The sequence below is a fragment of the Blastococcus aurantiacus genome (assembly GCF_900102425.1).
GTDB classification, from domain to species: Bacteria; Actinomycetota; Actinomycetes; order Mycobacteriales; family Geodermatophilaceae; genus Blastococcus; species Blastococcus aurantiacus.
The window spans coordinates 15,860-35,541 of the sequence record NZ_FNBT01000004.1; the positions used below are offsets into that span (position 1 = coordinate 15,860).

The following is a 19,682-nucleotide window of genomic DNA, read 5'->3' on the forward strand; positions in this document are numbered from 1 at the left end:
TCGTGCGCTACCGATACTCGGCCTCCCAGTGGTCGAGCTGGTGCTTCTCCTGGCGGCGGCGACGGCGGCTGGCCTGCCGCTGGGGCTCCTTGCAGACGGTGCAGGTGCAGCGGAGCTCAGGCCGCCACCACTGCTCGGGGTGCTCGGCCTGCTTGAGGCGGTAGGGCGCGGTCTTGTCGGTCCTGCTCATCGCGGTGACCTTTCGGCTCCGCCCGGCCCCGGACGGGCCGGGCTTGCCGAGGGATCCGCGTCAGGAGCACGACCGCCGTTCTACACCTCCGTACCGACGTCCGGGCGCCGGACGTCCCCGCGACCTCAGTCGCCCTGGTGGTGCCGTGCGAGGTGCTCCTCGCTGACCTCCCACAGCCGGCGGGCGTTGTCCGCGTCCAACGCCCACTGCCGCACGCCGCTGCGCACCCTCGCGTCGTCGGCGACGGTGGGCGCCTCGTTGCAGTCCTCCAGGTAGTGCCCGCCGGTGGCGAACTCCGGGGCGACGGCGGCGACGAGGGTGGTGGCCGCGCCCTGCTCGGGGGTCTTGAAGGTCACCGTGCCCTCGCGCTGCGCCTTCTCCCAGCCCTCGATGACGTCGGCGGAGACGTGCCGCTGAAGGTTGGTCATGATCCCGCCGGGCATGAGCGCGTTGGCCACGATGCCGTCGTCGGCCCAGCGCCGGGTCGCCTCGACCGCGAGCAGCACGTTCGCCGTCTTCGACTGGCCGTAGGCCTGCCACGGGTCGTACGCCCGCTGCGCGACGTGGATGTCCTCGAAGTGCACCGGCGAGGCCAGGTGGCCGGTGGAGGACACCGAGACGATGCGGGCGCCGTCGGGGGCCGCTGCCAGGGCGTCGTGCAGGCCGACCGTCAGCGCGAAGTGGCCGAGGTGGTTGGTGGCGAACTGCGTCTCCCAGCCGTGGTCGGTCAGGGTCAGCTGCGGCAGCGCCATCACGCCGGCGTTGTTGATCAGGAGGTCGAGCGGGCCGTCCCAGTCGGCGACGATCGCCGCGACGGAGTCGAGGTCGAGCAGGTCGAGGCGGGCGACCCGCACGGTGGTGCTGCCGGTCGTCCCGGCGATGTTCTTGGCGGCGCGGGCGCCCTGCTCGGGATCGCGGACGGCGATGGTGACCTCTGCGCCGGCCGACGCCAGCGCGCGCACGGTCTCCACGCCGATCCCGGAGCCGCCACCGGTGACGATCGCCCGTCGCCCGCTGAGGTCGTGGCCGGCGACGACGTCGGCGGCGGTGCTGGTGGCGTCGAAGCGCGTGCTGATGAGGGGCATGGCCGCGACTCTGCCCCGGCCGGGCGTCGAGGTCGACCGCGGTCGGCCGACGCGCTACTCGCGGACGATCCAGACCGCAGCCGGCCCCTGGGGGGTGTCGCGGACCTGCGGGGGGTCGAGGGGCTCGTAGACGCCGATCCACTTCGGACCGTCGTACACGAGCAGCGACGAGACGATCTGCTCGTCCGTCACGTGGTCGACGTGTCCATGGCGGGGTCCGCCCCAGTGGTAGATCAACGGCACGGGGACAACGGTAGCCCATTCGTTTACGCCGTAAGCCCGGCACCGGGGTCCAGTGGCGGCTCGTTACGGCGTCGGATGGTCGGCCGCGTGGGTCAGTCGCCGTGGGCGTGGTCGCACAGGACCTCTTCGCCGTCGGGGATGCGGCCCCCGGCGATGCCCTCGAGCGCCGCGAACGGCCCGCACGGGTGCGGCTCCAGCCACACGTGGATCATCGGCGTCTCGACCGGCTTGACGAGGCCCGCCGGGCAGGCGCCGCTCGCATCCGTGATTCCCCGGACCTTGCCGTCGGCGTTGTAGCAGAGGTTGTCGTGGGTGTGCCACTGCATGAGGTTGCCGCCGAGGTCGGGGGCCTGCTCCAGGGGCGTGCCCCGCTTCAGCATGTACATGGCCGCCACCAGCCGGCGACCGCCGCCGCTCGTGTCGTACACGAGGGACTCGGGGACGTCCGGGTCGAGGATGACGTCGTCGTCCATGTGGGCCTCGTTGACGAAGTGCTCGGTGCCCGTGAAGCCGTCGCCGATGGAGTGGAACCCGTTGGCCTCGGCGTGGGCCGGGTCGGCCCACTGGGGGAGGCCGTGGAGGGTCACGGCGATGATGTTCTCGGCCGCGGCCTGCTGCTCGGGGGTGACGCCCTCGACGCCGCTCAGGTCGATCGGCTTGGTGGGGTCATAGGGGACGGTGGCCGCCGAGGCGTCCTCGACGTGGTCCCCGGCCCCGGTCTCGTCACCGTGGTGGTCGGCGGCGACCGTCCCGTGCGAGCCGTGGCCGTCTCCGGCGGCGTGGGCGTGCGAACCGGCCGTCACCATGCCGAACACGGTGAGGACCGAGACACCGACGGCCATGAGTGGCAGCGGCGCCTTCAACCTGAGGCGGGCGTCGTGCTCCGGCCACAGTGCGGAGCCCAGGGCGAGCACCGACGTGAGGGCGAGGCCGGCCGCGAGGCCGTCCGCCGTCTGGATGGGTTCGGCCTGGTCGAGGCCGGCGACGAAGGGGATGCCGCTCACCTTGGCGAGGGCCCAGCCGGCGAGGGCGCCCGTCCCGATCAGCAGGCCGAGGACGGCGACGAGGCGGTTGCCGCGGACGAGGGCAAGGACGCCCCACGCCAGCTGGAAGGCGGCGACGGCGGTGAACGCCACGACGGCCGGCCGGTGCTCGCTGTGGACCCCGATGGCAGCGGCGTGGATGGCCCCCGCGCCGATCGACGTGAGCGCGGCGAGCCCGACGAGGCCGGTGGTCGTGGACGTCGTGGCGCTGGTGCCAGGAGGGTCGAGGGCGACTGTCAGGGGGTGCCTCCAGGTGCCGGGAGGGCGACGTGTCGGACGCTCGTGGTCGGCACCCGACGGATGGACGGCACCTTCCCGTGCGGTCGCCCCCAGGTCAATGACCACCGGCCCGATGTCGTGATGCGCATGACCGACACGGACGGCATGCCCCCGGCGGACACCCGGACATGGAGAGGCCCTGGTCGGCGGACCGACCAGGGCCTCTCCGGGTGGGGTGAGTGACGGGACTTGAACCCGCGACATCCAGGATCACAACCTGGCGCTCTACCAGCTGAGCTACACCCACCATGTCCGTCCTCCGCGCGCGAGCGGGAGGGGAACCGGGGCAACGATACCGGAGCCGCCCCTCCGCCTGACGAGGACGGGGGAGGGGCGTGCCTCACGCTCCGGTGGAGGGCTTCCCGTCCTCGCCGGCGAGCAGCGCCGCGAAGCCGCCGACGACGTCCTCGGCCGCCTTCTTGGCCTCGGAGCTGCTGGGGCCGGGCGCGTCCACGAACACGGTGCGCCGGTAGTAGGCCAGTTCGCGCACAGACTCGATGATGTCGGCCAGCGCGCGGTGGGCCAGGCCCTTCGCCGGCTGCCCGAAGTAGACCCGGGGGAACCAGCGGCGGGCGAGCTCCTTGACCGAGGAGACGTCGATCATCCGGTAGTGCAGGTGGTCGTCGAGCTCGGGCATGTCCCGGGCGAGGAAGCCGCGGTCGGTGCCGATGGAGTTGCCGCACAGCGGCGCCGTCCGGCGCTCGGGCACCCACCGCTTGATGTAGGCCAGCACCTGCTGCTCGGCCTCGGCCACGGTCAGCGTGGAGGCGCGCACCTCCTCGGTGAGCCCCGACTTGCGGTGCATCTCCTGGACGACCTCGTTCATGCCGTCGAGGTCGGCGTCGTCGGCGCCGATGATGAGGTCCAGACCGGGGTCCAGGACGTTGAGCTCGGAGTCGGTGACGATCACCGCGACCTCGATGAGCTTGTCCTTGACGAGGTCCAGTCCGGTCATCTCGCAGTCGATCCAGACCAGGTGCCCTGCGCTGTCAGCCACGGCGCAGAACAGTACGCACCGCCACCGGCGCCGTCCCGTGGGCGGCTGGCGTGCCGTTCCATCCGCGGCGGGTGATTCGCGGTACGTCCGGCGCGGTCCCCGAGACGCCTCCGTGATGTGACGTAGCGTCGAGGTCGATCGCCGGGGGTCGATCGACCACCGGACCCGACCGGTGCCCGAGCCCGCCCACCACTCCCCGGAGGACGACCGTGCTGCCCCTCACCCCGCTGCCGCCGCAGACGGACGGGGAACGTGCCTTCTTCTCAGAACTGGTGCGCTGGGACACCGGCAACGCCATCCGTGGCGCCGTGGTGGCGGCGATCCCGTTCGCCGACGGGCCCCTGCAGCGCCGGCTCTCCGACGCCGTCCTCTTCGTGCCCGAGGGCATCGCCGTGGTGCGCGTGGCCGAGGTCGTGCGCCAGTCCGGCGTCGTCAACGCCTCGCCCGAGGGGCCCTGGACCATCGGCCCGGCCGGCACCGGCGGCGCGGTCCTGCAGCTCGCCGGTGGGGGCTCCACGCCGCTGGACGGACTCATGCGCGCCGGGATGGAGACGGCGATGCGGTTGCGCCGGGCCGGCCTCGAGCCGGGGCGGATCGCCCGGGTCACCGTGCTGACCGGGGCGATCGAGGGCCTCCTGCCGGCCGACGGCGATCTCGGCGAGGGTGACCAGGTCGCCCTGCTCGAGACCCGCTCCCTGCTGCTCGGCATCGCGCGGGCCAGCCGGTACACCGGCGTGGACAACCCGCGGCTGTGGACGACCGCCGACGTGCGCGCCGCGCTGGAGGCGCTGGGCCTGCAGGGGCGCGGTCCCTCGGTCGAGGAGCTCAACGGCGAGGGGTTCCCGTACTCGCCCTACGTGCTGCGCCGGTCGCAGCTCCTGACGCCGGCGGCGATGGCCGCCACGCCTGCCGCCGCTGCACCGGGGGCTCCGCCCGCGCAGCCGGCCCCCGTGCCGCAGCCCCCCACACCGCAGCAGCCCCCGGCGCAGCCGGCCGGACCCACGCGGGAGTCGATCGAGCAGGCGGTGGCCGCCTCGGTCGCGGCCGCGCACGCCGCCGCAGCCGCCCAGGCCGCGGCCACCCCGCAGCCCGGCGGCGCTCCGTCCGACGACGGCGCGACGAATCCCGTCGCCACTGCTCCGCCGACCGCGCCCGGGAGCCCCGCAGCTCCGCCCTCCCCGCCCGTGACGGCCGCTGCCGCGAGGCCGGCCGGGGACACCGTGGCCATCGACGGGCCGTCCGTCTCCTCCGCCGCCGCCGCTGCGCCTGCCCCTGCCGCTGCGGTGTCGGCGCGGGACACCGTGGCCGTGGACGGACCCTCGGAGCCGCCCTCCGGTGACGCGGGCATCGGCGGGCTCTTCGCCGGTGCCGAGCCGGACCTCGCCGATGCACCGCCCGGCACCGCCGTCCTGCCCGCGCAGCAGCCGCCCGCCACGGCGGCGACCGCGGAACCGGCAACGCAGCACTTCTGGGACCGCACCGCCGAGCAGGACGACTCGGATCCGGACAGGCCCGGGCGCACCCGCCGCACCCTGCTGGTGCTCGCTGCCGTCCTGGTCCTGGCGCTCATCGGCGTGGGCCTGTCGCTGGCGCTGGCCGAGCGGGACGGCGACGGCGGCACGGCGGCCCCGACGGAGCCCGCGGAGCCGGTGCCAACCGGCCCCGCGGTGGGCAGCGTGCAGCAGGTGGGGGGCGTGTCGTACACCCTGCGCGCGGCCGAGGTCGACGAGACCTGCGTGGGCAACGCCTATGGCGACACCGCGACCTTCTTCGAGACGTCGGACTGCACGGGCCTGTCCCGGGCGCTCTACTCGGGGCAGGTCGGCGGCCGCGAGGTGGTGGTCTCCGTCGCGCGGGTGCGGATGCCCGACACCGTGGCGGCGCGCGAGCTGCGGGGCCTGACCGACACCAGCGGCAGCGGCAACGTCAGCGACCTGCTGCGTGAGGGGCTGACCTACCCCGGCGGGCCGGAGGAGCTGGGCGACGAGGCCGAGTACGCGAGCGCGGTCTCCGGCCCGACGGTCACCATCGTGGAGAGCGCCTGGGTGAGGCCGTCCGCTGGTGGTACGGATGCCGAGGTCGACCAGGTCGCCACCAGCGGGCTGTCGCTGACCACGCCGCCGCTGCCCGCCGACTGACCCGCGCGAAGGGAGCGTTCAGGCGGTCGCCGCGGCCGACGCCATGTCGGTGAGCAGCCGGGCCATCGCCGAGCGGTCGAGCCGGCCGGCGCTGTGCGGAGTCGAGTTGATCAGCCCGAACACGGCGTGCGCCCGCGCGCGGCAGGCGGCGGCCTCGGCCGTGGGGTGCAGCCGGGCCAGCACGGCGACCCACACCTCCACGTAGCGGCGCTGCAACCGGCGCACCTGCGCGGCGTCGGAGTCGGCCAGCGAGCCCAGGTCGCGGTCGTGGACGGTGATCAGCGCGGGGTTGTCCAGGGCGAAGTCGACCTGGAACTCGACCAGCGCGCGCAGTTGAGCCCGGGGGTCGGCCCCGGCGGTGGAGACCCGCTCGGTCCCACCGACCAGCAGGCGCTCGCTGATCCGCAGCAGCATCTCGGCGAGCATGGCGTCCTTGCCGGCGAAGTGCCGGTAGATCGCCGGGCCGGTCACGCCGACCGCCGCACCGACGTCGTCCACGCCGACGGCGCGGGAGCCGCGCTCGGCGAACAGCTGGGCCGCGGCCTGCAGGATCTGCTCCCGCCGCGAGGGCCGGTCGGCGTCGGCGTGCAGCGCGGTGTCCCGCTCCGAGCCGGTCGTCGTCACGCCGGAATCCTACCGACGGTGAACTCCGGTTCACCGACTCGCGGCGATCACTGGTCCTCCGGAGTGAACGCTGGTTAACCTGCACCCGTGGACGCCCCGGTGCTCGCCCGAACCACGCCCACCGATCCCGGCGCCGCCGCCCGCAACGCGGCGGCGCACGCCGCGCTGGCCGCCGACCTCGCCGCGGAGCTGGGCCGGGTGGCCCTGGGTGGGGGAGAGCGCGCCCGCGAGCGGCACGTGTCCCGCGGCAAGCTGCTGCCCCGCGAGCGCGTCGACGCGCTGCTCGACCCGGGCAGCCCGTTCCTCGAGCTCTCGCCGCTGGCCGCACACGGTCTGTACGACGGCGACGCCCCGGCCGCGGGGATCATCACCGGTATCGGCCGCGTCGCCGGCCGCGAGTGCGTCGTCGTCGCCAACGACGCGACCGTCAAGGGCGGCACCTACTACCCGATGACGGTGAAGAAGCACCTGCGGGCGCAGGAGGTGGCGCTGCACAACCGGCTGCCCTGCATCTACCTGGTCGATTCCGGCGGCGCCTTCCTGCCGATGCAGGACGACGTCTTCCCCGACCGGGAGCACTTCGGCCGGATCTTCTTCAACCAGGCGAACCTGTCCAAGGCCGGGATCGCGCAGATCGCCGCCGTCCTGGGTTCGTGCACCGCCGGCGGCGCGTACGTGCCGGCCATGAGCGACGAGGCGGTCATCGTCCGCGGCCAGGGGACGATCTTCCTGGGCGGCCCGCCGCTGGTGAAGGCCGCCACCGGCGAGGTGGTCACCGCGGAGGATCTGGGCGGGGGAGACCTGCACAGCCGGGTCAGCGGCGTCACCGACCACCTGGCCGACGACGACGCGCACGCGCTGCAGATCGTCCGCCAGATCGTGGGCACCCTCGGTCCGCGCGAGCCCCGGCCGTGGGACGTCGAACCGGTCGAGGAACCGCTGCTGGACCCGGCCTCGGTTGTCGAGGTCGTGCCGCCGGACCCGCGCACGCCCTACGACGTCCGCGAGGTCATCGCCCGGCTGGTCGACGGCAGCCGGTTCGCCGAGTTCAAGCCGCTCTACGGGTCGACCCTGGTCACCGGCTTCGCCCGGCTGCACGGCCACCCCGTCGGGATCGTCGCGAACAACGGCGTCCTGTTCAGCGAGTCCGCGCTCAAGGGCGCGCACTTCATCGAGCTGTGCGACCGCCGGAAGATCCCGCTGCTCTTCCTGCAGAACATCTCCGGGTTCATGGTCGGCCGCGACTACGAGGCCGGCGGCATCGCCAAGCACGGCGCCAAGATGGTCACCGCCGTCGCCTGCGCCCGGGTGCCCAAGCTGACCGTCGTCATCGGCGGCTCGTTCGGTGCCGGCAACTACTCGATGTGCGGCCGGGCCTACTCACCCCGCTTCCTGTTCACCTGGCCCAACGCCCGCATCTCCGTCATGGGCGGGGAGCAGGCGGCGTCGGTGCTCGCGCAGGTGCGCCGCGACGGCCTGGAGGCCCGCGGTGAGGAGTGGCCGGCCGAGGACGAGGAGGCGTTCAAGGCGCCGATCCGCGAGCAGTACGAGCAGCAGGGCCACCCGTACTACGCCACCGCCCGCCTCTGGGACGACGGCGTGATCGACCCGACGCAGACCCGCACCGTGCTCGGCCTGGCCCTGTCCGCCTGCGCCAACGCGCCCCTCGAGGAGGTCGGCTATGGCGTCTTCCGCATGTGACCCCAGCAGCACTCCGCTTTTCCGCGGTAAAGCGGTCCGCTTTTCCGCGGAAAAGCAGATTCGGGCGGTGGCGTAGGTGTTCGAGACCGTCCTCGTGGCCAACCGGGGCGAGATCGCCGTCCGGGTGATCCGCACGCTGCGCGAGATGGGCATCCGGTCGGTCGCCGTCCACAGCGACGCCGACGCCGGTGCGCTGCACACCCGGATGGCCGACGTCGCCGTGCCCATCGGCCCCGCACCCGCGGCGCAGAGCTACCTGTCGATCGAGCGGGTGCTCGATGCGGCGGCCCGCACCGGAGCCCAGGCGATCCACCCCGGGTACGGCTTCCTGTCCGAGAACGTGGACTTCGCCAAGGCGTGCGCCGCGGCAGGGGTCGTCTTCATCGGGCCGCCGGTGGACGCGATCGAGGCGATGGCCGACAAGATCCGTGCCAAGCAGACCGTGATGGCCGCCGGCGTGCCGGTCGTCCCCGGTCGCACCGAGCCCGGGATGACCGACGAGCAGGTCGCGGACGCCGCCGTCGCCGTCGGCTTCCCGGCGTTGCTGAAGCCCAGCGCCGGTGGTGGTGGCAAGGGCATGCGCGTGGTGCGCTCGGCCGACGAGCTGCCCGATGCCATTGCCGCCGCACGACGCGAGGCGCGCAGCTCCTTCGGCGACGACACGCTCCTGGTCGAGCGCTACGTCGGCAACTCCCGGCACATCGAGGTCCAGGTGCTCGGCGACGCCCACGGCAACGTGATCCACCTCGGCGAGCGCGAGTGCTCCCTGCAGCGCCGGCACCAGAAGGTCATCGAGGAGGCGCCCTCCCCGCTCCTGGACACCGCGATGCGCGCCTCCATGGGCCGGGCGGCGGTCGAGGCGGCGAAGGCGGTCGGGTACACCGGTGCCGGCACGGTCGAGTTCATCGTGGACGCCGACCGGCCCCGGGACTTCTTCTTCCTCGAGATGAACACCCGCCTGCAGGTCGAGCACCCGGTCACCGAGCTGATCACCGGGCTGGACCTCGTCGAGCAGCAGCTCCGGGTCGCCGCGGGCGAGCGGTTGCCGGTCGACCAGAGCGACGTCTCGCTGGACGGCCACGCGATCGAGGCCCGCCTCTACGCCGAGGACCCCGCCCGCGGGTTCCTGCCCCAGGCGGGCACCGTGGTCGGGCTCGTGGAGGCCGAGGGCCCGGGCATCCGGGTGGACAGCTCGCTGGCCGTGGGCACCGTCGTCGGCACCGACTACGACCCGATGCTGGCCAAGGTCATCGCGTGGGCGCCCACCCGGGAGACCGCCCGTGCGCGCCTGGTGGCGGCGCTGGGGCGCACCGCCGTCCTCGGGGTGACGACGAACGCCGGCTTCCTGCAGGAGCTGCTGGGCGACCCCGACGTCGTCGCCGGGCGGCTGGACACGGGGCTGATCGAGCGCCGTGGGGAGTCGCTCACCCTGCCCGAACCCCCGCCGGCCGAGGTCTACGCCGCGGCCGCGCTGGCTCTGCTGGTCGAGGGCGAGCCGGTCGGCGCACTGGTCGACCGGTGGGACGTGCCCGACGGGTGGCGCCTGGGCGAGCCCGCCTGGACGGTCCGCCGGCTCCAGGCGCCCGGCGGGGAGCCGGTGACCGTCCGGGTGCGGGGGCGCTCCACCGACGCGCAGGTCGCGGTCGGCGAGGGCGACCCGGCACCGGCCCGCGCCGTCCGCGACGGGGAGCGGCTGCGGGTGACCCTGGACGGCCGGACGTCGTCCTTCGTCGTCGTGCACGACGGCGGCACGGTGTGGCTGGCCGCCGGCGGGCGGGTGGCCGCGCTGCGCGAGCACGAGCGCCTGGCGTCGTCCTCGGGGGCGACCGGTGGCGACGGCGTGGTGACCTCGCCCATGCCAGGCACGGTGACCGTGGTGCAGGCGTCCGTGGGCGATCAGGTCGAGGCGGGCGCCCCGCTGCTCGTCGTCGAGGCCATGAAGATGGAGCACGTGCTCACCGCCCCGATCGCGGGCACGGTGACCGAGCTCGGAGTGACAGCCGGCCGGACGGTCGGGCTGGACGAGCGGGTGGCGCTGGTGACCCCGGCCGCCACCGAGCAGGAGGACTGAATGCTGGACTACCGGCTCAGCGACGAGACCGAGGCCCTGCGGACGACGGTGCGCGAGTTCGCCCGCGAGGTCATCGCCCCGCAGATCGGCGAGTACTACGAGCGCGACGAGTTCCCCGCGCACATCGTGCGGCAGATGGGCGAGCTCGGGCTGTTCGGCCTCCCCCTCCCGGAGGAGTACGGCGGCGGGGGCGGCACCTACTTCGACCTCTGCGTCGTCCTGGAGGAACTCGCCCGCGTCGACTCGTCGATGGCCATCACCGTCGAGGCCGGCGTCTCGCTCGGGGCGATGCCGATCTTCCGGTTCGGCACCGAGGCGCAGAAGCAGGAGTGGCTGCCGCGCCTGTGCTCGGGCGAGATGCTGGGTGCCTTCGGGCTGACCGAGGCCGGGGGTGGCTCGGACGCCGGTTCCACGCGCACCGCCGCCCGGCTCGAGGACGGGCACTGGGTCATCAACGGGTCGAAGGCGTTCATCACCAACGCCGGCACCGAGCTGACCGGGCTCGTCACCGTCACCGCCGTCACCGGCACGCGCCCGGACGGCGGCAAGGAGATCTCGGCGATCATCGTGCCCTCGGGGACGCCGGGCTTCGTCGTCGGGAAGCGGTACTCGAAGGTCGGCTGGAACGCCTCGGACACGAGGGAGCTCTCGTTCGACGAGGTGCGCGTGCCCGCGGAGAACCTCGTGGGGGAGCGGGGGCGCGGCTACGCGCAGTTCCTCTCGATCCTCGACGAGGGCCGGATCGCGATCTCCGCGCTGTCGGTGGGTCTGGCCCAGGGCTGCGTCGACGAGTCGGTGAAGTACGCCGGTGAGCGCGAGGCGTTCGGGCAGGCGATCGGCAGGAACCAGGCCATCCAGTTCATGATCGCCGACATGGAGGTGCGGGCCTCCACCGCGCGGCTGGCCTACTACCGGGCGGCGGAGAAGATGCTGCGCGGCGAGCCGTTCAAGCGCGAGGCGTCGATCGCCAAGCTGTACAGCTCCGAGGTCGCGATGGACAACGCGCGGTACGCCACCCAGGTGCACGGCGGGTACGGGTTCATGAACGAGTTCCCGGTCGGCCGCTTCTACCGCGACGCCAAGATCCTGGAGATCGGCGAGGGGACCAGCGAGGTGCAGCGGATGCTCATCGCCCGCGACCTGGGCCTCGGCTGACGGCGCCCCGACCGGCGGGACGAACGGTCAGCGCCGGAGGTTGCGCTGCGTCCGGTAGGTCGCCCGGGCGGCACGGGATGCGGCCCGCCAGTTGCCGAGCTGGTACCCGAGGTAGCCACCTCCCGCTCCCCCGACGGCCAGTGCGGTCAGCACGGCTTCGCTCATGGCGCCCCCGCTCGCGGATCCAAGGTGGATGCGCGGAATCGTGAACTGCGGGGTCTCGACCGGCCGCGGACACGCCGATCCGCCGGGCGCGCCTGCGGCGACTCCCCGTGCGCCGTGACCGGACGTCAGCTCGCCCACACGCGTGGCGTGGGTCAGTCGGCCTCGGGGGCGCGGTCGGGGACGGCGACGCTGAGCAGGACGACGCTGTCCTCGTCGGCGTGCAGGCTGTGCCGCCGGTCCGGGACGGGGCTGAACTCGTGCGCCGCGAGAGCCACCGACGTCTCGCCGGCCACGAGGCGCACCCGGCCGCGGAGGACGACGACGCTGGCCGGGCCGGGGCTCTCGTGCTCGCCCATCTCGGCGCCGGACCGCAGCGCGATCACCGTCTGGCGCAGCCCGTCCACCGGGTGGGCCAGCGTCCGGCCGGCTCGGCCGGCGTGCTCGGTGGTCGCCCGGCCGAGCAGTTCGTCGGCCAGCGCGTGCAGGTCGGTGGGTGCGTCGGTCGTCATGCGCCCCGACCCTAGGGCCCGGACCGGCCCCGTGGTCAGGCGGTGACGTCGATGAGCACCTTGCCGACGGCGCCGTCCTGCACGGCCTGGTGGGCGGCGGCCGTCTCGGCCAGCGGGAAGACGTGCAGCGGCAGGCCCGCCTCGTCGCCCACCCGGGCCGCCCCGTCCGCGACGGCGGTGGCGACGTCCTCGATGCCGAGCACCTTGGCGCGCTCCGGCTCGGTGTAGACCAGTACGAACTGCCAGCGGGCGTTGGGCCCCATCTGCGACCGCACCGGGACGGTGACCTCCGCGCCGCCGTCGTCGGCGTACATGGCGACGGCGCCGTGCATCCCGACCACCTGCGCGTCGACGGCGGCGTTGGTGGCGGCGGAGACCTCGACGATCGCCTGGACGCCCTTGGGCGCGATCTTCCGCACCTCGGCGACGACGTCCTGCTCCCGGTAGTTGACGACGTGGTCGGCGCCGGCGGCCGCGGCCAGCTGCGCCTTGCGCGGGCCGCTGACCGTGGCGATCACGGTCGCGTCGGCCCAGCGGGCGAGCTGGATGGCGGCGTTGCCGACCGCGCCGGCGCCGCCCTGCACGAGCACGGTGTGCCCGGTGAGGGCGCCGGCACCGAGCCGGTCGGGCAGCGACTCCGCGACGGTCAGGCAGCGGTGCGCCGTGAGGAACGGGATGCCGAGGGAGGCGCCGAGCTCGAAGGAGGGGTCGGCGCCCAGCAGGACGACGTGCCGGGCCGGGACGACGGTGTGCTCGGCGGCAGTGCCCCAGCGGCGCTGCCAGGCGGCCTCCCAGATCCACACCCGCTGCCCGATCAGCACCGGGTCGACGCCCTGGCCGACGGCCTCGATGGTGCCCGCGCCGTCCTGGTTCGGGACCTGGCCCTCGGGACCGGGCTGGGCTGCGCTGCGGGACTTCCAGTCCGTCGGGTTCACGCCGGAGAACGCGACGCGCACCCGCACCTCACCCGGACCCGGGTCGGGCGCGGGGAGGTCGAGGAGTTCGAGGACGTCGGGTCCGCCGGCACGGCGGTAGGAGATGGCACGCACGGTGCAGCCCTACCCGGCAGGCTCCTCCCGACGCACGCGGTCGGTCAGGAGCCCGGGGGAGCGGCCGGCACCTCGGGGGCGGCGACCGGGAGCGACCGCTCCCGCTGTGCGCGGCGCCAGTGGAGGGCGTAGATGCCGCCGGCCAGCAGCAGCGTCACCCCTGCGGTCACGGTCTCCTTGATCTCGTGGCGCCGCTGCACGTCGTTCGTCTGCTCCTCGGAGAGGTACCCCGAGGCCTCCTCGAGCGGCGTGTAGGCCGTCCACCCGAAGTCGGCCGTGGCGTCGGGGTAGGCGATGCCGATCGCGCTCTGCACCAGCTGGACGGCGGCGAAGAGGCCGACCAGCAGGGCGATCAGGCAGACGAGGTAGAGGTACAGGTTGCGGGGGGTGATTCGATCCTGCGCGGCCACGAGGGTTCCTCTCCCTGGCGCGGCTCAGCCGCCGCGCGGTCGGCCGCATCGTGCCGGAACAGCGGCCTGATCAGGGCAGAAGGCGACACGACGCGCCCGATCGTGTCGTCCCGGCGGCGAGCGGAGCCGTTCCCCGGACGGTCAGGTCTGCGTAGCCTCCGGGGCACCGACCGGCCGGACGGAGGAGTCGTCATGAGCGTCGAGTTCCTGCTCACCACGCTCGTCGTCGTCGCCACTCCGGGGACCGGTGTGCTCTACACCGTGGCCGCCGGCCTGGCACGGGGCGCCCGGGCGAGCGTGATCGCCGCCGTCGGCTGCACGCTCGGCACGCTGCCGCACGTTCTCGCCGCCATCACCGGCCTGGCCGCCCTGCTGCACACCAGCGCGGTGGCCTTCCAGATCGTGAAGTACGCCGGCGTCGCCTACCTGCTCTACATGGCCTATAACACGATCCGGGACACCGGTGCGCTCGCGGTCGAGGGCGAGACCACCCCGCGCTCGGCGCGGCAGGTGATCGTCTCCGGGGTGCTGGTCAACATCCTGAACCCGAAGCTGACGATCTTCTTCCTCGCCTTCCTGCCGCAGTTCATCGCACCAGGGACGACGAACGTCCTGGGCAGCATGCTGTGGCTCAGCGCGGTGTTCATGGCCGTGACGTTCGTGGTGTTCGTCGGCTACGGGCTGTTCGCCGCAGCCGTCCGCGACCACGTCATCTCCCGGCCGCGGGTGCTGACCTGGGTGCGGCGGGTGTTCGGCGGGGCGTTCGTCGCCCTGGGCGCCCGCCTGGCATTCGCCCAGCGCTGAGGCTCAGCCGGCGTAGCCGTCGGCCTCGGTCGGCCACTCCACCGGCGGCAGGCCGGCCAGCGCGGCCAGCCGGTCGACGGTGAGCTCGACCGACTCGTCGGTGGGCGGAGCACCGTCGGGTGAGGCGAGCAGCGGGCGGACCTCGGCCGGGTCGACCTCCGCTCCGGTCACCTCCCTCGCCCACGCGGCGAAGCCGTCGGCCTCGGCGTCGACGTCGACCGGGTCCGAGGCGTCGGGCTCCTCGAAGTAGAACCTCGGCTCGTAGCGCAGGAAGAAGCGGCCCCCGCTGGCGTCGGAGCGCCGGTGGTCGACCGTGGCGAACCCGCTGTCGTGCACGTCCACCAGCAGGAACGGCACCGCCGTCGGGCCGCCCCGGCTCCACCGCCCGTCGCTGTACGCGAACTTCCCGAAGAGACCCACGGGCCGAGGCTAGCGACGGACGGCGGTCAGCCGGTCGGGGACGCCGGGACCACCGGTACGGCGTCACGGGCCGGGGTGGTCCCCGAGGATGCGGGTCCCGTGCTCGTCGGCGAGGGCGACGAGGCGGGCCGGGTCGGCCAGCAGGTCGTCCTCGCCGTGCTCGACGACCGCCGCGAAGAAGTTCTCCATCCCCGCCGGCGAGACCAGGGTGAGCATCCGGGCGGGCTCGTCGGACAGCCGGCGCAGCGCGTGCGCCCGTCCCTGCCGCACGAGGGTGAACGCACCCGGGCCGGCCTCGGTCTCGGCACCGTCGAGCCAGACCGCCACGCGGCCGGACAAGACGAAGAACGCCTCGTCGGCCGTCGTGTGGGCGTGCAGGGGCGTGGTCCGGCCCCAGAACTCCTCCTCGGCCAGCCAGTAGGCGCCGCCCGTCGCGCCCGTGGCGGCCTTGGTCGTGTACGTCGAGCCCAGCGCGCTGAGGCGCGAGCCCTGGTCTGGTCCGAGGAACGTCATGGTCGCCCACCTCCGCGCTCGACCACGGTCTCCCGGGGCGGGTGGACCGGTCAAGGGGCTCCCGCCGTGGCCGGCGACGGAACGGTGGTCGGCCGTTCAACCGCACCTCCTCGCCGTCGCGGGCGAGGACGGGCACCGGGGTGCCGGAGCGGGCGGCGACGGCGCTCCTGCGCCCACCGCGGGGCCCCGTCAGGCCCTAGTCTCCGCGTCGGTCACCGGAGGTGGGGGAGCGGGTATGGACGGGCAGCGGGTGCTGCGAGTCGCAGCACGAGGCGTGGCCGCGGCGGTGTCGGGCGGCCTGGTCGGGGCGCTCCTCACTCGCGGCCTGATGCGCGTGATCATGATCGTCGCCGACGGCGACCGGTCGTTCACCTGGAGCGGCTCGGCGTTCATCGCGCTCTTCTACGTGCTCTTCCTGGTTCCTGGGGCCGTCGCGCTGGCCTGGAGCCGCGCCCGCTGGCCGCTCGTCGTCTTCGGTGCGGGAGCGATCGCGATCCCGGTGCAGGCGATCGGCATCGCTACGACCGATCTGGAAGGACTCGGGCCTTTCACCGCGGGCCAGTGGGCCGGTCTCGCGGCGTCGTTCGTCGCGATGGCCGCCGTCTACGTCCTGCAGGCGGCGTTCGCCTACCGCGTAGCGACCTCAGGACGGCGTGATCGACAGGGTGAGCCGTCGGCGACCTTCGTCGGAGCGGGCGGTCGCGAGACGCTCGGCTGATGGCCTTCCGTATTCGGTCGTCCGCTGCCGTGCGGGCCGGCCGATCGCCGCGGCCATCGCCTCCAGCTCGGCGATGGTCTTCAGCGAGCCGTTCTCGCTGCCGGCCATCCGGCTGATCGTCTCCTCCATGAGCGTGCCGCCGAGGTCGTTCGCCCCGCCCTGGAGCACGGCCTTGGTGCCGGCGTCGGCGAGCTTGACCCACGAGGTCTGGATGTTCGGGATGCGGCCGTGCAGCAGCAGCCGGGCGACGGCGTGGATGGCCCGGTTCTCCCGGACCGTCGGGCCCGGCCGGGCGACGCCGGCGAGGTAGATCGGCGAGTTGTGGTGCACGAACGGCAGCAGCACGAACTCGCTGAACCCGCCGGTGCGGTCCTGCAGCGCGGCCAGGGTGCGCAGGTGCCCGACCCAGTGCGCCGGGGTGTCGACGTGGCCGTACATCATCGTCGACGTCGTGGGCAGCCCGACCTCGTGCGCGGTGCCGATGATCTCCAGCCAGGCCGCCGTCGGCAGCTTGCCCTTGGTCAGCACCCAGCGGACGTCGTCGTCGAGGATCTCCGCCGCAGTGCCGGGGATCGAGTCGAGCCCGGCCTCCTTGAGCGCGGTCAGGAACTCCCGGTACGACAGCCCGGTGCGCGCGGCCCCGTTGACGATCTCCATGGGGCTGAAGGCGTGCAGGTGGATGCCCGGCTGCCGCTTCTTCACCTCGCGCGCCAGGTCGAAGTACGCCGTCCCCGGGAGGTCGGGGTGGATGCCGCCCTGCATGCAGATCTCGGTCGCGCCGGCGGCCCAGGCCTCGTCGACGCGGTCGCCGACCTGCTCCATGGACAGCGTGTACGCGTCGGCGTCGGTGCGCCGCTGGGCGAAGGCGCAGAACCGGCAGCCGGTGTAGCAGACGTTGGTGAAGTTGATGTTCCGGTTCACGACGTAGGTGACGTCGTCGCCGTTGACGTCCCTGCGGACGGCGTCGGCCAGCGCGCACAGCGCCTCGAGGTCCGCGCCGTCAGCACCCAGCAGGGCGAGGTACTCGGCGTCGGAGAGCCCGGCGGGGTCCGCCTCGGCGTGCGCCAGCGCGGCGTGCACCTCGGGGTCGCCGACGGTCAGCGCGGTCGAGTGCCCGTCGCGGGCGCTCTCGGTGCGGTCGCGCAGCTCCGACCAGTCGCCGTAGACGGCGTCGAAGTCGCTGCGCCGGTCCGACGTGCGACCGGTCGTGTCCACCTCTACGTGCAGGTCGACCCGGCCGACTCCCGGCCCCGACATCGTCCAGGACTCGTCCGGCTCCTGCCAGGGCAGGCCGACCGGCAGCCGTCCCTCGACGGCGAGGCCGTCGGGGCCGGCTAGCGCGTCGACGTGCGGGCGCACCCGCGGGTCCAGCCACGGCTCGGGCTGCAGCACGTACGGCGGCTGAGCGGCCAGCCGCTCGCGCAACTCGAAGCCGGCGTCGGCCGACAGCTGGGCGAGCTTGTCGATGTTGGGCCAGGGCCGCTCGGGGTTGACGTGGTCGGGCGTCAGCGGCGAGACCCCGCCCCAGTCGTCGACGCCGGCGCGCAGCAGCAGGCCGAGCTCGGTGGAGTCGGACAGGTTCGGCGGGGCCTGCACGCGCGCCTTGGGGCCGAGCAGCAGCCGGGTGACGGCGACGGCGGCGACGTACTCCTGCAGCTCCAGGTCGTCGTGCGCCTGCATCGCGGTACGCGGCTTGGCCCGGAAGTTCTGGACGATCGTCTCCTGCACGTGACCGTGCCGCTGCGCGCTGGCCTTGATCTGCAGGACGGCGTCGACCCGCTCGGCGTAGTCCTCGCCGATGCCGAGCAGCACGCCCGTAGTGAAGGGGACGGCGGAGCGCCCGGCGTCCTCCAGCACCCGCAACCGGACGGCGGGCTCCTTGTCCGGGGAGCCGAAGTGCGGGCCGCCGGGCTCGGACCACAGCCGCGTCGCCGTCGTCTCCAGCATCATGCCCATCGACGCCGACACCGGCTTCAGCCGCTGGATCTCCTCCCACGACAGGACGCCGGGGTTGAGGTGGGGGAGCAGGCCGGTCTCCTCCAGCACCCGGATCGCCATGGCGCGCAGGTAGCCCAGCGTCGAGTCGAAGCCGTGCGCCTCCAGCCACTCGGCGGCGACCGGCCAGCGGTCCTCGGGGCGGTCGCCCAGGGTGAACAGCGCTTCCTTGCAGCCCATCGCCGCACCGGCCCGCGCGACGTCGAGCACCTCGTCGGGGGAGAGGTAGGGGGCCTTGCCCTCGGCCCGCAGCTGACCCGGCGTCGTCACGAAGGTGCAGTAGTGGCAGCGGTCGCGGCACAGGTGCGTGAGCGGGATGAACACCTTGCGGCTGTAGGTCACCACGCCGGGCCGGCCCGCGGATGTCAGGCCGGCGTCGCGCACGCGTGCGGCGGCGGTCAGCAGCCGGTCCAGCGGCTCGCCGTCGGCCAGGCCGCGGGCGTGCAGCAGCGTCTCGGCCTCGACGGCGTCGAGGGTCACGCCTCGCTCAGCGCGGGTCAGCGCGCGGCGGAGGGCGGACTCGGTGGGTGCAGGCAGAGCGCTCATAGCGCGTCCGACGCTAGTCCGCCGAATTGCCTTCCGGGGTCCCGCCCCGGCGATCGGCCTCCCGGCGCCTCAGCCGAGAGCGTCGACGACCACCTCGGCGGCCCGTGCGACCAGCGCGTCGTCGTACGCGGCGTCGGCCGCGTCCCGGCTGGAGAGCGCGGCGAGCACGATCGGGGGACCGTCCGGCCGCTCCAGGACGGCGATGTCGTTGCGCGTCCCGTAGCCGCCGGCCCCCGACTTGTCGGCGACCGCCCAGCCCGCCGGGACTCCCGCCCGGATCAGCGCCGAGCCGGTGGTGCTCTCCTGCATCCACCCGGTGAGCAGCGCGCGGTCCTCCTCGGACAGGGCGTCGCCCAGGAGGAAGGCCCGCAGGTCGGTGGCGAGTGCCCGGGGAGTGCTGGTGTCGCGCTCGTCCCCGGGCGTCGCCTCGTTGAGCTGTGTCTCGAACCGGTCGGCCTGCGTGACGTCGTCCCCGAGGTCGCGGAGCGCCTGCTGGAAGCCCTCCGGCCCGCCGAGCCGGGCGAGCAGCAGGTTGGCGGCGGTGTTGTCGCTCTCGCTGACTGCTGCCTGCAGGACCTCGCGCAGCGGCAGCCCGGTGCCGGCGTGCCGCTCGGTGACCGGCGAGTGGGCCACGAGGTCGTCGGCGTCGTAGGCCACCACCTGGTCGAGCTCGGCGTCAGTGGTCCGGTCGAGCACCAGGGCAGCGCTCAGCGCCTTGTGCGTCGAGGCGTACGCGAAGCGCTCGTCGGCGCGGTGCTCGACCGTCCGCCCGGTCCCGGTGTCCAGCGCGAACACCCCGAGCCGGGCGCCGAACTCGGCCTCCAGCTGCTGGAGGGCAGGGGCGACGTCGACCACGGATGCCGACGACGTGGCGGGTGCCGTGGGCGTGGTCGTGGAGGTAGGCGCGGCCGCGGGCTCCGCGGAGGCGCAGGCGCCGAGCAGCGCGGTGAGCGCGACGGCGAGGGCCGAGGTCCGCAGTGCGCTCATCGGTTCCGGAAGTTATCGAGGTTCTTTCCGGGCCCCGGGA

Annotated in this window: 20 protein-coding genes and 1 tRNA gene; 6 read left to right on the forward strand and 15 right to left on the reverse strand. The window is 73.8% G+C overall.

Annotated elements, in window-relative coordinates:
* Window positions 1-7: 7 nt before the first annotated feature.
* The 6 genes from BLS70_RS08795 to orn all read right to left on the reverse strand — a co-directional run bounded on the left by BLS70_RS08795 (window position 8) and on the right by orn (window position 3,837).
* On the reverse strand, window positions 8-190 hold the full coding sequence (locus BLS70_RS08795; protein WP_091766144.1) for a hypothetical protein: 183 nt from the start codon (window positions 188-190) through the stop codon (window positions 8-10).
* A gap of 125 nt (window positions 191-315) precedes the next feature.
* The gene (locus BLS70_RS08800) at window positions 316-1,275 is read right to left on the reverse strand and encodes an SDR family NAD(P)-dependent oxidoreductase (protein WP_091766148.1); all 960 of its coding nucleotides are present in this window, start codon (window positions 1,273-1,275) and stop codon (window positions 316-318) included.
* A 54-nt stretch (window positions 1,276-1,329) separates the two neighbouring features.
* Window positions 1,330-1,518 (reverse strand): hypothetical protein, encoded by a 189-nt coding sequence (locus tag BLS70_RS20445; protein ID WP_143030372.1) that lies wholly within the window; start codon window positions 1,516-1,518, stop codon window positions 1,330-1,332.
* A 92-nt stretch (window positions 1,519-1,610) separates the two neighbouring features.
* The gene (locus BLS70_RS08805; RefSeq protein WP_143030373.1) at window positions 1,611-2,654 is read right to left on the reverse strand and encodes an MFS transporter; all 1,044 of its coding nucleotides are present in this window, start codon (window positions 2,652-2,654) and stop codon (window positions 1,611-1,613) included.
* A 357-nt stretch (window positions 2,655-3,011) separates the two neighbouring features.
* A tRNA-His gene (locus BLS70_RS08810) sits at window positions 3,012-3,087 on the reverse strand.
* A 93-nt stretch (window positions 3,088-3,180) separates the two neighbouring features.
* On the reverse strand, window positions 3,181-3,837 hold the full coding sequence (gene orn / locus BLS70_RS08815) for an oligoribonuclease (protein WP_091766155.1): 657 nt from the start codon (window positions 3,835-3,837) through the stop codon (window positions 3,181-3,183).
* A gap of 209 nt (window positions 3,838-4,046) precedes the next feature.
* Between orn and BLS70_RS08820 the strand changes: the two genes are divergently transcribed.
* On the forward strand, window positions 4,047-5,975 hold the full coding sequence (locus tag BLS70_RS08820; protein WP_091766158.1) for a hypothetical protein: 1,929 nt from the start codon (window positions 4,047-4,049) through the stop codon (window positions 5,973-5,975).
* 18 nt (window positions 5,976-5,993) lie between these two features.
* Here the strand turns inward: BLS70_RS08820 and BLS70_RS08825 are convergent, their stop codons facing one another.
* On the reverse strand, window positions 5,994-6,599 hold the full coding sequence (locus tag BLS70_RS08825; protein WP_218122345.1) for an SACE_7040 family transcriptional regulator: 606 nt from the start codon (window positions 6,597-6,599) through the stop codon (window positions 5,994-5,996).
* Between the two features lie 87 nt (window positions 6,600-6,686).
* On the opposite strand from BLS70_RS08825, the gene BLS70_RS08830 reads away from it, so the two are divergent.
* From BLS70_RS08830 to BLS70_RS08840, 3 genes are all read left to right on the forward strand, one after another.
* A complete protein-coding gene (locus BLS70_RS08830; RefSeq protein ID WP_091766160.1) occupies window positions 6,687-8,300 on the forward strand; it encodes a carboxyl transferase domain-containing protein in 1,614 nt (537 codons plus the stop codon).
* Between the two features lie 76 nt (window positions 8,301-8,376).
* Window positions 8,377-10,371, forward strand: coding sequence for an ATP-binding protein (locus BLS70_RS08835; protein ID WP_091766163.1), 1,995 nt, complete (start codon window positions 8,377-8,379; stop codon window positions 10,369-10,371).
* Window positions 10,372-11,526: an acyl-CoA dehydrogenase family protein gene (locus BLS70_RS08840; protein WP_091766166.1), complete on the forward strand. Its 1,155-nt coding sequence runs from the start codon at window positions 10,372-10,374 to the stop codon at window positions 11,524-11,526.
* A 27-nt stretch (window positions 11,527-11,553) separates the two neighbouring features.
* On the opposite strand, the gene BLS70_RS20750 is transcribed toward BLS70_RS08840, so the two are convergent.
* From BLS70_RS20750 to BLS70_RS08855, 4 genes are all read right to left on the reverse strand, one after another.
* The gene (locus BLS70_RS20750; RefSeq protein WP_176946346.1) at window positions 11,554-11,691 is read right to left on the reverse strand and encodes a hypothetical protein; all 138 of its coding nucleotides are present in this window, start codon (window positions 11,689-11,691) and stop codon (window positions 11,554-11,556) included.
* A 152-nt stretch (window positions 11,692-11,843) separates the two neighbouring features.
* Window positions 11,844-12,200, reverse strand: coding sequence for a cupin domain-containing protein (locus BLS70_RS08845; RefSeq protein WP_091766169.1), 357 nt, complete (start codon window positions 12,198-12,200; stop codon window positions 11,844-11,846).
* Window positions 12,201-12,235: 35 nt separating this feature from the next.
* Window positions 12,236-13,249: an NADPH:quinone reductase gene (locus BLS70_RS08850; protein ID WP_091766172.1), complete on the reverse strand. Its 1,014-nt coding sequence runs from the start codon at window positions 13,247-13,249 to the stop codon at window positions 12,236-12,238.
* 44 nt (window positions 13,250-13,293) lie between these two features.
* Window positions 13,294-13,659, reverse strand: a complete 366-nt coding sequence (locus BLS70_RS08855; protein WP_091766175.1) for a hypothetical protein — start codon at window positions 13,657-13,659, stop codon at window positions 13,294-13,296.
* A gap of 192 nt (window positions 13,660-13,851) precedes the next feature.
* On the opposite strand from BLS70_RS08855, the gene BLS70_RS08860 reads away from it, so the two are divergent.
* Window positions 13,852-14,463 carry a LysE family translocator gene (locus BLS70_RS08860; RefSeq protein WP_091766178.1) on the forward strand — a complete coding sequence of 204 codons (612 nt, stop codon included), beginning with the start codon at window positions 13,852-13,854 and terminating at the stop codon, window positions 14,461-14,463.
* 3 nt (window positions 14,464-14,466) lie between these two features.
* On the opposite strand, the gene BLS70_RS08865 is transcribed toward BLS70_RS08860, so the two are convergent.
* Complete coding sequence (locus tag BLS70_RS08865) at window positions 14,467-14,883, reverse strand: hypothetical protein (RefSeq protein WP_091766181.1); 417 nt, start codon at window positions 14,881-14,883, stop codon at window positions 14,467-14,469.
* Window positions 14,884-14,946: 63 nt separating this feature from the next.
* Window positions 14,947-15,396 carry a cupin domain-containing protein gene (locus BLS70_RS08870; protein ID WP_091766184.1) on the reverse strand — a complete coding sequence of 150 codons (450 nt, stop codon included), beginning with the start codon at window positions 15,394-15,396 and terminating at the stop codon, window positions 14,947-14,949.
* Between the two features lie 274 nt (window positions 15,397-15,670).
* On the opposite strand from BLS70_RS08870, the gene BLS70_RS08875 reads away from it, so the two are divergent.
* Entirely contained in the window at window positions 15,671-16,114 is a 444-nt protein-coding gene (locus tag BLS70_RS08875; protein ID WP_091766187.1) for a hypothetical protein, read from the forward strand.
* Here the strand turns inward: BLS70_RS08875 and BLS70_RS08880 are convergent.
* Both BLS70_RS08880 and bla read right to left on the reverse strand, forming a co-directional pair.
* A complete protein-coding gene (locus BLS70_RS08880; RefSeq protein WP_091766191.1) occupies window positions 16,040-18,655 on the reverse strand; it encodes a bifunctional FO biosynthesis protein CofGH in 2,616 nt (871 codons plus the stop codon). The two genes, BLS70_RS08875 and BLS70_RS08880, sit on opposite strands and share 75 nt — an antisense overlap.
* 69 nt (window positions 18,656-18,724) lie before the next feature.
* A complete protein-coding gene (bla, locus tag BLS70_RS08885; RefSeq protein ID WP_091766194.1) occupies window positions 18,725-19,642 on the reverse strand; it encodes a class A beta-lactamase in 918 nt (305 codons plus the stop codon).
* Window positions 19,643-19,682: the final 40 nt, after the last annotated feature.